Annotated in this window: 11 protein-coding genes; 4 read left to right on the forward strand and 7 right to left on the reverse strand. The window is 56.2% G+C overall.

Translation table 11 applies throughout. The annotated features are described in order from the left end of the window. Positions 1–183 precede the first annotated feature (183 nt). Complete coding sequence (gene katG / locus EH206_RS22150) at positions 184–2,367, forward strand: catalase/peroxidase HPI (protein ID WP_009114993.1); 2,184 nt, start codon at positions 184–186, stop codon at positions 2,365–2,367. Between the two features lie 156 nt (positions 2,368–2,523). Here katG and EH206_RS22155 read toward each other — a convergent pair whose 3' ends face one another. From EH206_RS22155 to EH206_RS22170, 4 genes are all read right to left on the reverse strand, one after another. Next, positions 2,524–3,135: a mobile mystery protein B gene (locus EH206_RS22155; RefSeq protein ID WP_009114994.1), complete on the reverse strand. Its 612-nt coding sequence runs from the start codon at positions 3,133–3,135 to the stop codon at positions 2,524–2,526. Then, positions 3,132–3,599, reverse strand: a complete 468-nt coding sequence (locus tag EH206_RS22160) for a mobile mystery protein A (protein WP_009114995.1) — start codon at positions 3,597–3,599, stop codon at positions 3,132–3,134. The genes EH206_RS22155 and EH206_RS22160 overlap by 4 nt, the downstream gene beginning before the upstream one ends. Positions 3,600–3,963: 364 nt before the next feature. After that, the gene (gene gorA / locus EH206_RS22165; RefSeq protein ID WP_009114996.1) at positions 3,964–5,316 is read right to left on the reverse strand and encodes a glutathione-disulfide reductase; all 1,353 of its coding nucleotides are present in this window, start codon (positions 5,314–5,316) and stop codon (positions 3,964–3,966) included. 113 nt (positions 5,317–5,429) lie between these two features. Continuing rightward, positions 5,430–6,272 (reverse strand): 23S rRNA (adenine(2030)-N(6))-methyltransferase RlmJ, encoded by an 843-nt coding sequence (locus EH206_RS22170; RefSeq protein ID WP_009114997.1) that lies wholly within the window; start codon positions 6,270–6,272, stop codon positions 5,430–5,432. Positions 6,273–6,545: 273 nt separating this feature from the next. Between EH206_RS22170 and prlC the strand changes: the two genes are divergently transcribed. Further along, entirely contained in the window at positions 6,546–8,588 is a 2,043-nt protein-coding gene (gene prlC / locus EH206_RS22175) for an oligopeptidase A (protein ID WP_009114998.1), read from the forward strand. 13 nt (positions 8,589–8,601) lie between these two features. Then, positions 8,602–9,354 carry a 16S rRNA (guanine(1516)-N(2))-methyltransferase RsmJ gene (gene rsmJ, locus EH206_RS22180; protein WP_040343532.1) on the forward strand — a complete coding sequence of 251 codons (753 nt, stop codon included), beginning with the start codon at positions 8,602–8,604 and terminating at the stop codon, positions 9,352–9,354. A 97-nt stretch (positions 9,355–9,451) separates the two neighbouring features. On the opposite strand, the gene EH206_RS22185 is transcribed toward rsmJ, so the two are convergent. Together EH206_RS22185 and uspA are read right to left on the reverse strand one after the other, a co-directional pair. After that, positions 9,452–10,765: an NAD(P)/FAD-dependent oxidoreductase gene (locus EH206_RS22185; RefSeq protein ID WP_009115000.1), complete on the reverse strand. Its 1,314-nt coding sequence runs from the start codon at positions 10,763–10,765 to the stop codon at positions 9,452–9,454. 98 nt (positions 10,766–10,863) lie between these two features. Continuing rightward, positions 10,864–11,304, reverse strand: a complete 441-nt coding sequence (gene uspA / locus EH206_RS22190; protein ID WP_009115001.1) for a universal stress protein UspA — start codon at positions 11,302–11,304, stop codon at positions 10,864–10,866. A gap of 556 nt (positions 11,305–11,860) precedes the next feature. On the opposite strand from uspA, the gene uspB reads away from it, so the two are divergent. After that, the gene (gene uspB / locus EH206_RS22195; protein ID WP_009115002.1) at positions 11,861–12,196 is read left to right on the forward strand and encodes a universal stress protein UspB; all 336 of its coding nucleotides are present in this window, start codon (positions 11,861–11,863) and stop codon (positions 12,194–12,196) included. A gap of 85 nt (positions 12,197–12,281) precedes the next feature. Here the strand turns inward: uspB and pitA are convergent, their stop codons facing one another. Further along, positions 12,282–13,793, reverse strand: a complete 1,512-nt coding sequence (gene pitA / locus EH206_RS22200; protein ID WP_009115003.1) for an inorganic phosphate transporter PitA — start codon at positions 13,791–13,793, stop codon at positions 12,282–12,284. Positions 13,794–13,963 lie beyond the last annotated feature (170 nt).

The raw sequence follows: 13,963 nt of genomic DNA on the forward strand, positions 1-13,963 counted from the left end.
CGTATCGTTTTTCTTTTCAAGCTTGCCGCTCCCGGTACCATCAATTCCCCGACCTGATAGCCTAGAGCTATTACAACATTAATATCATTCGACTTTACCTATAACCGTACAATCTCTAGGATGAATCATCCGTCAACAGGACCCGATAACTGATTATTCAAGAACAAAAGGTAGGGAAATATTATGTCAACCGAAGCGAAATGCCCGTTTGGTCACGGCGCCGCCGGCAAAGATAGTGCCGCCGCCGGCACCACCAACCGCGACTGGTGGCCGAATCAACTGCGCGTCGATCTGCTGAGCCAACACTCATCCCGCTCGAATCCGCTGGATCCGACGTTCAATTACCGCGCAGCATTCAACACGCTGGATTACCAGGCGCTGAAGAACGACCTGCGTAAGTTGATGACCGACTCGCAAGATTGGTGGCCTGCCGATTTTGGTCACTATGGTCCGCAGTTTGTCCGCATGGCGTGGCACAGCGCCGGCACCTACCGCGCCGCGGACGGGCGCGGCGGCGGCGGGCGAGGCCAGCAGCGTTTCGCGCCGCTGAACGCCTGGCCGGACAACGTCAATATCGACAAATCCCGACGCCTGCTGTGGCCGATCAAGCAGAAATACGGCCAGGCGATCTCCTGGGCCGACCTTTTTATCCTGACCGGCAATGTGGCGCTGGAGACCATGGGTTTCCGCACCTTCGGTTTCGGCGGCGGCCGCGAAGACACATGGGAACCCGATCAGGACGTCAACTGGGGTTCCGAAACCACATGGCTTGCCCACCGGCCGGCCGACAAACTCGATGAGAAACTCGGCGCCACCGAGATGGGCCTGATCTACGTCAACCCGGAAGGCCCGAATTCCAGCGGCGATCCGGTTGCCGCCGCTAACGCCATCCGCGTGACTTTCGCCCGCATGGGGATGAACGACGAAGAAACCGTTGCACTGATCGGCGGCGGACACACCTTCGGCAAAACCCACGGCGCGGCGCCCGAATCTCATAAAGGAGCGGATCCCGAAGCGGCCGGTCTGGAAGCCCAAGGCCTTGGCTGGGCGAGCGATTACGGCACCGGACACGGCAACGACGCCATCGGCAGCGGCCTGGAAGTCATTTGGACGCAGACGCCGGCGCAGTGGAGCAACTACTTCTTCGAAAACTTATTCAAATATGAATGGGTGCAGACCCGCAGCCCGGCCGGTCTGATCCAATGGGAAGCCAGGGACGCCGAAGAGATTATTCCCGACCCGCACGATCCGTCGAGAAAGCGTAAGCCGACTATGCTGACGACCGACCTGTCGCTGCGCATTGATCCGGCCTACGAGAAAATCTCGCGTCGATTCCTGGAAAATCCGCAGGCTTTTGCCGAGGCGTTCGCCCGCGCCTGGTTCAAACTAACCCACCGCGACATGGGGCCGCGCTCGCGCTACCTCGGCCCGGAAGTCCCCAGCGAAAACCTGATTTGGCAGGATCCGCTGCCCGCCGTCAATCATCCCCTGATTGACGAAGCGGATGCCGCCGCACTCAAGGCCAGAGTGCTGGAGGCGGGCCTGACCCTGTCCGAACTGGTCGGCACCGCGTGGGCTTCGGCCTCCACCTTCCGCGGCGGCGACAAGCGCGGCGGCGCCAATGGCGCGCGCATTCGCCTGTCACCGCAGAAGGAGTGGGAGGTCAACCAGCCCGAAAAACTGGCCAGGGTGCTGGGTGCTTTGCAAGCCATCCAGCGCGACTTCAATCAGGAGGCGGGCAACGGTAAACAGGTGTCGCTGGCGGATCTGATCGTGCTGGCGGGAAACGCCGGCATCGAACAGGCGGCGAAGTCGGCCGGTCATGCGGTGACGGTGCCGTTCACGCCCGGCCGCACCGATGCCACGCAGGAGCAGACGGACGTCGATGCCTTCTCCAAGCTTGAACCGGCCGCAGACGGCTTCCGCAACTACGAGGCGGCCGGACTTACGACGCCCGCCGAGGTGGCGCTGATCGATAAGGCGCAGTTGCTGACGCTGACCGCGCCCGAGCTGACTGTGCTGATTGGCGGTCTGCGCGCGATCAACATCAACGCCGACGGCTCCGACAACGGTATTTTCACCCATCGACCCGGCGCGCTGACCAACGATTTCTTCGTCAACCTGCTGGATATGGGCACCACGTGGCAAGCGGTTTCGTCAGGCGCAAATCGCTATGAAGGACGCGACCGCCACAGCGGAGAAGTGAAGTGGACCGCGACGCGCGCCGATCTGGTGTTCGGTTCCAACGCCCAGCTGCGCGCTCTGGCGGAAGTGTATGCCAGCGCGGACGCCCAGGCGAAGTTTGTGCAAGACTTCGTCGCCGCCTGGAACAAAGTGATGAATCTGGATCGTTTTGACCTGGCGTAACGCGGCGGATCGGGACTAAGCCATTGCCATCGACTGGTGCACCCGCACCGGTCGATTTTTCAATCTGGATAATCGGTATTGGCTCAGACCTAATCCTTTTGCTTGCCGCTATGCTATTCCTTATCAATCCCGCCAGGTTTGCAGAACAACGTTTCATCACGCTGACGTGGCGAATTTCAATAGCCGCTCGTAATCACCCCTATCCGCCTCTTTCAGGGCTGCAATATATTCCAATCTTTGCGCATCCGACGACGCTAAATTTCCGCTATTGTTACCCCAGGAAAAATGCTCATATCCCAACGACTGGCGCAGTATGTCGCAAAAGATACGGGAATGACGCCCATTACCGTTGGGGAATGGGTGAATCCACACTATATCCCGGTGTAACCTCAGGCAGATTTCATCAATTTTAAATATATTGTTTTGAACCCAATATGCAACATTATCAAGAGCATTCCTCACCTGCGTGGATATCATGTGAGGCGGAGTGTTGCCAATATTCACCTCACGAATTCTAAACCGTCCGGCCCATTGCCAGGTCTCATCAAACATCCGCTTATGCAAGTTAATGCAAAAATCCACCGTCAAAACCTGGTCGCAGGTCAGACGCTGCCTGCGTACCCAGTTAAGCGCTTCTTGTATGTTTGTTTTCTCGAACTCGTTAAGGTCTTCGCGTGTGGTAATGTAATCAGGAATAAGTCCGTCCAGGTCGTCCGGGCTGAGGGCCGTCGCCCCATCAGGCAAGTTTCCATTGATAGTGTCGTTCATTTAATATCCCAAAAATCGCGACGCCACGTTTTAAGCAAATCTTCCTTGAGCTTATTTTTGTTGACCGTTTGGAAGCTTTCAGAGGTTGGCTGCTTCTCCAGAGACATATGGGTTTCCGCATAGTCATTGATGAATGATGCCTTTTTTTCAGCTTGCTGCTCCCTTAACCCTTCGAGCGATTTCCCCTGTTTCGGTACGAGGTAGTAGACCAGTTCGCAGTCTAAGCCTTCAGCGACTTTTTCCAAGGTGCTAAGGGTGATCGAACCATCAATTTCCCCCTTTTCAATAAGAGACACGCGTGGCTGGCTTAAACCTACGCGATCGCCAAGCGCACGCGTGCTCATGCCCAGAGCCGTTCGAATCAGGTTAATCCACCCTTTCTTTGGCCGCTTAATCACGCGTTGGTGGACAATGTCATTTAACATCTTATCTACTTGCTTGATTTTTAACTCTTTACTCCACATTTTCACCACCTTTACTACCTTATATACCCTCTAATCTATTGTATATTTACTATGATAATAATTTTAATCAATAGCATATTTACAATTAATTATCACAACTTCATATCATAAATACAATTGAATAGCCATAAACCATAATAAATTTGCTATGAATTGGGCATAATTCAATAATATTGTTATTATTTTTTTAGCTCTAGCGGTTAGAAACAAGCGCCCCGGCGCGGATCGGGCTCGGAGGAGACGGGAACGAATAGGATGGTTTTGACCGCCGGCAAGATAGCAGTATTGAACCATACCAGGTGAAGCAATTGCCTAAACCTGATATGGCTCATTTCAGACTTTTTAGAAATATAAGGCTACGCCGTCAACGCATGGTCACAAACTCTTCCGCAGCCGTCGGGTGAATGGCGACGGTATTGTCGAAGTCTTGTTTGGTGGCGCCCATTTTCAGCGCCACCGCAAACCCTTGCAGCATTTCGTCCATGCCGAAACCAATGCCGTGGATGCCGACAATCTTCTCCTCCTCGCCCACGCAGACCAGCTTCATGCGGCACGGCTGATGGTGTTGCGTCACGGCGGTGTACATGGCGGTGAAAGAAGAGGTGTAAACCTTCACCTTATCGTCGCCGTACCGTTCACGCGCCTGAGGCTCCGTCAGTCCGACGGTGCCGATGGGCGGGTGGCTGAAGACCACGGTGGGAATATTGCTGTAATCCAGGTGCTCATCGGGTTTGTTATTAAACAGGCGCTCCGACAGACGGCGGCCCGCCGCCACGGCGACCGGCGTCAGTTCTACCGCGCCGGTGTTGTCCCCCACCGCGTAGATGCCCGGCACGTTGGTATTCTGGAATTTATCCACCCGGATATAGCCCTTCTCATCGGTTTCCACGCCGGTGACGGCCAGATTCAGGTTATCCGTCGCCGGCTCGCGGCCGATGGCCCAAATCAGGCAGTCCACCGTTTGCGTCTTGCCGTTCTCCAGCGTCAACGTCAGGCTCCCGTCGGCATTTTTCGCCACCGACTGCGGGATCGACCCGGTATGCAGCGTCGGCCCTTCGCTGTTCATCACTTCAACCAGCGTGTCGACAATCAGCGGATCGAAACTGCGCAGCGGCGCTTGCTTACGCACAAACAGGTGCGTTTCTGAACCCAGCGCGTTGATCACGCCGGCGATTTCCACCGCGATATAGCCGGCGCCCATGATAGCGGCACGTTTCGGCAACGCCTCCAGCGCGAAAAAGCCGTCGGAATCAATACCGAATTCAGCGCCGGGGAAATCAGGGCGCATCGGACGGCCGCCGGTGGCGATCAGGATATGGTCGGCGGTGATTTTCTCACCGTTCACCTCTACGCTGTGTGCATCAACAAAGCGGGCGAACCCCCGAATGACGTCCACCTTGTTTTTACCCAGCACGTTATCGTAGGAGTGATGAATACGGTCAATATAGGCGCTGCGGTTGTTGACCAGCGTACGCCACTCAAAGCGGTTAACCGTGGTATCAAAACCGTAGTCAGGCCCGTATTGATGGATCGCCTCGGCAATCTGCGCCGCGTGCCACATCACTTTTTTCGGCACGCAGCCGACGTTGACACAGGTACCGCCCAGATATTTTGCTTCGATCAACGCACATTTTTTTCCATACATCGCCGCGCGATTAATCGAGGCAATCCCGCCGCTGCCGCCGCCAATAGCCAGGTAGTCATAGTGTTTAGTCATCGGAATATCCATGCTTGGGTGAAAAAATTTGTCTAGAGTGTAACCGCGGCGCACGGCGTCCAGTAAAGGTTATCCCTATGATTGCGATAGGGAAACCGCCGAATAGCCGGACATTACTCCGCGACAACCTGCTCAACGCGCGTATGCCCGGTTCCCGCCGGAACCAGCGCCTCGTGCAGCCAGGGCAGCACGCTTTCCATTTGCGCTTTCAGCTTCCACGGCGGATTGATCACAATCATTCCGGAAGCCGTCATGCCGTGGCGATCGCTGTCCGGCAACACCGCCAGCTCAATTTGCAGGATGTTACGGATACCGGTCGCTTGCAGATCTTTCAGTAAGCGCTTGATATGCTGACGCAGCACCACCGGATACCACAGGGCAAACACCCCGGTGGCGAAACGCCGGTAGCCTTCCTGAATGCCCTGGACCACCGACTGATAATCCGTCTTCAGTTCATACGGCGGATCGATCAGCACAAAACCGCGGCGCGACAGCGGCGGCAGCTGCGACTTCAACTGCTGGTAGCCGTCTCCGCGCACCACCTTGGAGCGGGCATCTTTCTGAAACTCGTTACGCAGCAGCGGAAAATCGCTCGGGTGCAGCTCCGTCAGGTGAATTTTGTCCTGCTCGCGCAGCAGCTGCCGGGCAATCAGCGGCGAACCGGGGTAATAGCGCAATTGACCGTTATGATTATAGGTGCGAACCGCCTGCATGTAAGGTTCCAGCTCGGCGGGAATATCGTCGCGCCGCCAGATTCGGGCAATGCCGTCCAGATACTCTCCGGTGCGCTCCGCATGTTCGCCGCTAAGCTGATAGCGCCCGGCCCCCGCATGGGTATCCAGATACAGGAAGGGTTTTTCTTTCTCTTTCAGCGCGGCGATGATCAGGCTCTGAACGGTGTGTTTCACCACATCGGCATGATTGCCGGCGTGAAAACTATGGCGATAACTTAGCATTAGACTCTCTTGCTGTTGGGTATTTCAGAAATACAGGGTAAAAATCGCTATCAGTATAAACCGTCTGGCCGATAAAAAGTGAACTGCGTTGCCGGAGGCGGTAAGAGGGAACAGCCTCAATAGCGCCGCCACGGCTGGCCGCCGGGGATAAATTCATCCGCCGCGCGCGCCGCCATTGATTTTAACGATAATTGACCTCATCTTAATGGTTAATCAGCCATTTATAGTAGCCTTATCGCCAATCGGGCTATCCACCCTCATTAGGACTGCGCTATGACGAATCCATTACTGTCCCCATTTACCCTGCCGCCCTTTTCCAAAATTAAAACCGAGGACATCGTTCCGGCGGTCAAATCCGCGCTGGAAACATGCCGTGAGACCGTAGAGCGCGTGGTTGCACAGCCGGGTCCCTTTACCTGGGATAACCTTTGCCAGCCGCTGGCGGACAGCGACGATCGTCTCAGTCGCATTTTCTCGCCGATTAGCCATCTGAACGCGGTAAAAAACAGCCCGGAGCTGCGCGGCGCCTACGAGCAGTGCCTGCCGCTGCTGTCCGAGTACAGCACCTGGGTCGGGCAGCACGCCGGGCTGTATCAGGCGTACCGCAGCCTGAAGGAGGGCGAGCATTACGCCGCCCTGAGCGTGGCGCAAAAGAAAGCCGTCGATAACGCGCTGCGCGATTTTGAACTGTCCGGTATCGGTCTGCCGCCCGAGAAACAGAAACGCTATGGCGAAATTGCCGCGCGTCTGTCCGAACTCGGCTCCCGCTACAGCAACAACGTGCTGGACGCCACCATGGGCTGGAGCAAGCTGATAACCGACGTCGCCGAGCTGGATGGCCTGCCGGAAAGCGCGCTGGCCGCCGCCAAAGCGCAGGCGGAAGCCAAAGAGCAGGACGGCTGGCTGCTGACGCTGGATATCCCCAGCTATCTCCCGGTGATGACCTATTGCTCCAATCAGGCGCTGCGCGAGGAAATGTACCGCGCCTATGCCACCCGCGCCTCCGATCAGGGACCGAACGCCGGCAAATGGGACAACAGCGACATCATGGCGGAAGAGCTGGCGCTGCGTCATGAACTGGCGCAACTGCTCGGCTTCGACAGCTATGCGCATAAATCCCTGGCCACCAAAATGGCGGAAAATCCCCAGCAGGTTATCAACTTCCTGTCCGATCTGGCCAAACGCGCGCGTCCCCAGGCGGAAGAAGAGCTGGCGCAGCTGCGCGCCTTCGCCAAAGAACATTACGGCGTCGAGGATTTACAGCCGTGGGATATCGCCTACTACAGCGAACAGCAGAAGCAGCACCTCTACGCCATCAGCGACGAGCAGCTTCGCCCCTACTTCCCGGAACAGCGGGTGGTCGAAGGGCTGTTCGAAGTGGTTAAGCGCATTTACGGCATCACCGCCAAAGAGCGCAAAGACGTGGATGTGTGGCACCCGGAGGTGCGTTTCTTCGATCTGTTTGACGAAAGCGGCGAACTGCGCGGCAGCTTCTATCTCGATCTCTACGCCCGCGAACACAAACGCGGCGGCGCCTGGATGGACGACTGCGTCGGTAACCTGCGCAAAGGCGACGGCGAACTGCAAAAACCGGTGGCCTACCTGACCTGCAACTTCAACCGCCCGGTCAGCGGTAAACCGGCGCTGTTCACCCACAATGAAGTCACCACGCTGTTCCATGAGTTCGGCCACGGCCTGCACCATATGCTGACGCGGGTTGATACCGCGGGCGTGGCCGGCATCAGCGGCGTGCCCTGGGACGCCGTCGAGCTGCCGAGCCAGTTTATGGAAAACTGGTGCTGGGAGCCGGAGGCGCTGGCCTTTATCTCCGGCCATTATGAAACCGGCGCGCCGCTGCCGCGGGAACTGCTGGATAAAATGCTGGCGGCGAAAAATTATCAGGCGGCGCTATTTATCCTGCGTCAGCTCGAATTCGGGCTGTTCGATTTCCGCCTGCATGCCGAATTCGACCCCGCCAAAGGCGCGCAGATTCTGCCGACGCTGGCGGAAGTCAAAGCGCAGGTCGCCGTGGTGCCAAGTCCAAGCTGGGGACGCTTCCCGCACGCGTTTAGCCATGTCTTCGCCGGCGGTTACGCGGCGGGTTATTACAGCTACCTGTGGGCCGACGTGCTGGCGGCCGATGCCTATTCCCGTTTCCAGGAAGAGGGGATATTCAACCGCGAAACCGGCCAGTCTTTCCTGGACAATATATTGTCGCGCGGCGGATCCGAAGAGCCGATGGAACTGTTCAAACGCTTCCGCGGCCGCGAGCCGCAGCTGGATGCCATGCTGCACCACTACGGTATCAAGGGATGAATGGCAGCAAAGGATGAAGATCTGCCTATTAACCGAGGAAGGCGCCGATCGCGGCGCCTTGCCTTTGCTGGCCGAGCGCTGGGGATTGATCGCCGATCCCGGCGCCGTTATGGCGCTGGCGCTGACGCCGGAACGTCTGGAACTGCGTAAACAGGACGAACCCCGCCTGGGGGCGATCTATGTCGATTTCGTCTCAGGGCCGATGGCGCACCGCCGCCGTTTCGGCGGCGGACGCGGCGAAGCGGTCGCCAAAGCGGTCGGAATCAAAAAGGATTACCTGCCCGATGTGGTCGACGCCACGGCGGGGCTGGGGCGCGATGCGTTTGTTCTCGCCTCATTAGGGTGTCGGGTGCGCATGCTGGAGAGGAATCCCGTGGTGGCGGCGCTGCTGGATGACGGATTGCGGCGCGGCTATCAGGATGCGGAGATCGGCCCGTGGCTGCGCGAGCGGCTGACGCTGCTGCACGCCTCCAGCCTGCACGCGTTAGAGGATATCACCCCGCTCCCCGACGTGGTGTACCTCGATCCGATGTTTCCCCATCGACAAAAAAGCGCGCTGGTGAAAAAAGAGATGCGGGTGTTTCAATCACTGGTAGGGAGTGACGACGACGCCGATGAACTGCTGGCGCCCGCCCGGCGCATCGCCAAAAAACGCGTGGTGGTAAAACGGCCGGACTACGCCCCGCCGCTGGCGGGGGTGCCGGCGCAGTCCATGCTGGAAACCAAAAGCCACCGCTTCGATTTTTATCTGCCGCTGGAGCGGTAATCGCGCGGCGTTGCCGCCTTCGGGAGCGCCGCTCACAGGTCACCAGGCGGTTTTTTATTGTCGTTGCCGCACAGAACGCGCAAACAGAATAGGGTCATTACCTCTCGCTGCGCGCCCGCCATCTCTCTCTCGCCAGATAACCCCGCACCCCGATATCAAGAAACGGCCGCGGCGGTAAATAGCCGGCCTGCCCAAGCGACTGCATATCGCCAATCAGCGGATTATCCTCGCCCAACGCAAAATCGGCCAGGATACGCCCCGCGGCGGTCTGTTTCGACAGACCCGAGCCATTGCAGCCGGCGGCGGCATACACATTGTCCGCCAGCTGTCCCCAGATCGGCGCGCCGTTTCGCGTAACGCTAATCAGGCCGGACCAGGTATGCGCCATCGCCACATCTTTCAACTGCGGGAATATCCGGGCGAATATCGCCGCGTGACGCCGCGCATGGCGCCCGGTTTCCAGCGCGCCGGTGGTCAGACCCGGCGTAAAATTCACCTGCTCGCGGATCAGGAAACGGCGATCGCGCGTGTAGCGCAGCGTGGCGCCGGCCAGGGCATTGACCGGCGTAACGCCCCAGTCGGCCATGTCGCCGACGCGCTGGAGCTGCTGCGCATTGAGCGGTTCGGTCAGGGTAGCGAAGGTCGCTATCGCGAATAGCCGCCCTTTAAACAGCGGCAGGCCGCGCGCCGCGCCGTTGATCGCCATCATCAGCCTGCGGGCGCGGATCTCGCCGTGCGGCGTTTCCACATGAATACGCGCGCCGGCGTCAATGCTCAGCGCCGGTGAGTTCGCGTAAACGGTAACGTTTTCCGGCAGGTACGCCACCAGTCCCTGCATCAACGCCGCGGGATTAAGCAAAATACAGTTTGGGGTGTAGACGGCCCGATGATAAAAATGGGTGCCGAGACGACGGGCAAGCGCGTCCTTCTCCACAACCTGATAGGCTTCGCCAAGATTGTCAAGCTCACGGACATAGGCATCGATCAGCCCGTTGAATTTCGGGCTCACCGCGCAGTGATACTTTCCGGCGCTGCTCCAGTCGCAGTTGATCCCATGGCGCGCCACCCGCTCTTGCAGATGGGAGACGCCAAATTGCAGCAGGCGCCGGTAAGCGGCCGCTTTTTCCAATTCGGCGGTCGAACTGCCGATGTTATGCGGCAGTTCGATCGCGAAACCGGAATTGCGCCCGGAGGCGTTGTCCCCGATCTCACCCGCATCGAGCAGTACGATATGTTCATCAGGACGCTGTTCGGCGAGCCGCTGGGCGAATGCGGTACCGGCGTAGCCCGCGCCGATAATCAGCCAGTCCGCCGTGGTTTTCCCCTGCTGCTGCGGATAATCCAGCTTATCGCCAATGATTGCCGACCAGCCATTAACACTCTGATCAAAAGGTAAGTGCTTAATTTTCATTATGATGTAAGCCTTAAACTGCTTGTCATACAACAAAAGGCACCGCCCGCGGGCCGTGCCTTTTGTCAGCAGAACAGGTCGCCGGACAGCGATGATTTTTATTCGTCGTCGTCGTCTTCCCGCAGCGGAACAATCAGCATATCGATATGAACCGTGTTAATCAGCTGACGCGCGGAAGACATAAGCTTGCTCCAGAAATCCTGATGGTGGCCGCAGAGCACCAAATCCATATCGTATTTCTTGATGGCATCCACCAGAACCTGCCCGAGATCGCCGCTACCGCTCAATGTTTCGGTAATAGGGTAACCGGCATTCTGAGAAAGCTCGGTCAACGCATTCTGCGTTTCTTCAGAGATCCGTTGCTGCATATCGCCCAGATTGACGTCGATAAGCCCGGTGTAGAGATCGGAATAATTCACATCGACATGAATTAAAGACACTTTCGCGTTATACGGCCTCGCCATGGAGACCGCCTTTTCCACTAACACTTTGCTTTCCGGAGAAAGGTCAACAGCAATAAGGATATGTTTGTAAGCCATAATAAGACTCCTTCCGTAAAGACTAATGATGGGTCAGCAGATTTTCTCCTGCCAATCTGATACTTAACAGCGGATTATATGATAACACCCCGCTGCATTATGGTTATGTTCAGCAGATCACAACGGCGCGCTTTAGCGAACGACGGCTGAAAACACCAGATTATGACGACCTAACATTTTGATTCTTTCATCAAAGATCCGTTTTTAATCCTGTCAATGATATTGATAAGTGTAGTGGAAAGCGCTTATTTTTGCGGTCAAATCACGCAGTTTCTTCTTCAATTCAGGGCATTACCACAGAGAAAATTGTCTACTGCGCCGATTTTGCTGTATCTGTAGCAAAAAAACAGCTTCCTCCTCTACAATAAAAGTGAGGGCGATCCATCCTCAAGGGAAGAAAATAACCATAGGGTTAACCGTGATGCATTTGGTCATCCGGGCGCACTATAAAATCACGTGAAAACGTGTGGCATAAATATTCGCAGCGGTGTCATTGGCAAAACCTGCACTGCCATCGCCACCGGCGAATAGCACAATCGGGAACCGGGAGGGAAGCATGATCAGTACATTTGCGCTTTTCTGGGCTTTATGTGTTGTCTGCATCATCAATATGGCTCGATATTATTCCTCATTACGCGTATTACTGCTGATATTGCGCGACTGCGATCCGCTGCTGTATCAATACGTGGATGGGGGCGGTTTCTTCACATCACATGGTCAGCCAAGTAAACAGATCAGACTGGTGCGCTATATCTACGCCCAGCGTTATCTTGAGCATCACGATCCCGAGTTTGTGCGCCGCTGTGAAAGGGTGCGGGGTCAGTTTCTGCTCACCACGGCCCTGTGCGGACTGGTGGTTATCAGTTTGGTGGCGATGCTGATCTGGTATTGAAATAATGAACAGGTACTTAAAATAAAAAGGCGATCCGGTTAAGCATCGCCTTTTTTATATTTTATGACGGCAGAAAGCCTTATCGCTAAATAAGTTTTAATGCCAGCCAGTACAAAGTGCCGGACAGCAGCAGCGATACCGGCAGCGTCAGCACCCAGGCCAGCAGGATATTTTTCACCGTTTTACTCTGCACGCCGCCGCCATCGACGATCATCGTCCCGGCAACCGCGGAGGACAACACGTGAGTGGTGGAAACCGGCATCCCGGTATAACTGGCGACGCCAATCGACAAGGCCGCGGTAACCTGCGCCGAAACGCCCTGCGCATAGGTCATTCCTCTCTTGCCGATTTTCTCGCCGATGGTGGTCGCTACCCGTTTCCAGCCCACCATCGTACCCAGTGAAAGCGCGAGGGCGACGGCGATAATGATCCAAATCGGCGCGTACTCGATAGTCTGCAACAGGTCTTTACGCAGGTTGCTCAAATAGCGTTTGTCGTCGGACGGCGTTTCCGGCAGCTTGATAATCCGATCCATGGTATCGGCAATGCACATCAGCAGCCGGCGAACCTTGCCGCGATCGTCCGCATTCAGCTGCTCGTAGCTTTTCAGATTGCTCAGCAGGCTCTGAGTCTGCTCGATGGCGATCATCACGCGGGAGCTATCGCAGTAGAACTCGACCGCGCCGTTGCCATTTGCCGGAATGGTTTTTTCCGGTGACGGAATTAACGGCGGCGACAGATCGATGACATGCGCCAGCGCCGGACCGTGCTGCTGATAATATTCCTGTAGGTTGATAACGGAATCGCGGGTACGGCTGATGTCATAGCCGGAAGCGTTCATATTGACGATAAACCCGGCGGGCGCCACGCCAATCAGCACCAGCATGATAAGACCGATGCCTTTCTGACCGTCATTGGCGCCGTGTGAAAAACTTACCCCGATGGCGGATAAAATCAGCGCGGTGCGCGTCCAGAACGGTGGTTTGCGTTTGCCATCCTGCTTTTCGCGATCGCTTGGCGTGAGGTGTACGCGCTTGCGTTTTTTACTATTGCTCCAGAAACGGCGCAACAAGAAGACCATCAGACCGGCGATAATCATCCCCACAATCGGCGATAAAATTAACGACAGGAAAATAGCGATCATCTTGGGAACATTAAGCGCATCCACCACGGAGGTATCGGTCAGCAGAGCGTTGGTTAAACCGATACCGATGATGGCGCCGATCAAGGTGTGCGAACTTGAGGCCGGAAGCCCGAAATACCAGGTCCCGAGATTCCAGATAATGGCGGCCAGCAGCATGGAAAAGACCATCGCCAGACCGTGAGCCGAACTCACATTCAGCAATAAATCCGTGGGAAGCAGGTGGACAATGGCGTAAGCAACGCTTAATCCCCCCAGCAGCACGCCGAAAAAGTTAAACACGCCCGCCATAACGACGGCGAACTGCGCGCGCATGGCGCGGGTATAAATAACGGTAGCGACTGCATTGGCCGTATCGTGGAAGCCATTGATAGCTTCATAAAACAATACAAACAACAGAGCCAGTATCAACATCAGGCCGGTGTAGTAATCCAGTCCGGCAAATAAATGTAGCATAAGCGTTAGGCCATTTAGTGGTCATGAACGCGGCGCATTATCTGCGACAAGCGGGGGCGGGGAAAAGGGAAATATGACTTTTTTTTGACTTAGGGGGTAATGAATTATGGCGATCTATTCACTTAATATATAAAAATCAACAAATTATACATTTTTACCAAAACACGCAA

Origin of the sequence: Brenneria nigrifluens DSM 30175 = ATCC 13028 (assembly GCF_005484965.1) — a bacterium.
Lineage (GTDB): Bacteria > Pseudomonadota > Gammaproteobacteria > Enterobacterales > Enterobacteriaceae > Brenneria > Brenneria nigrifluens.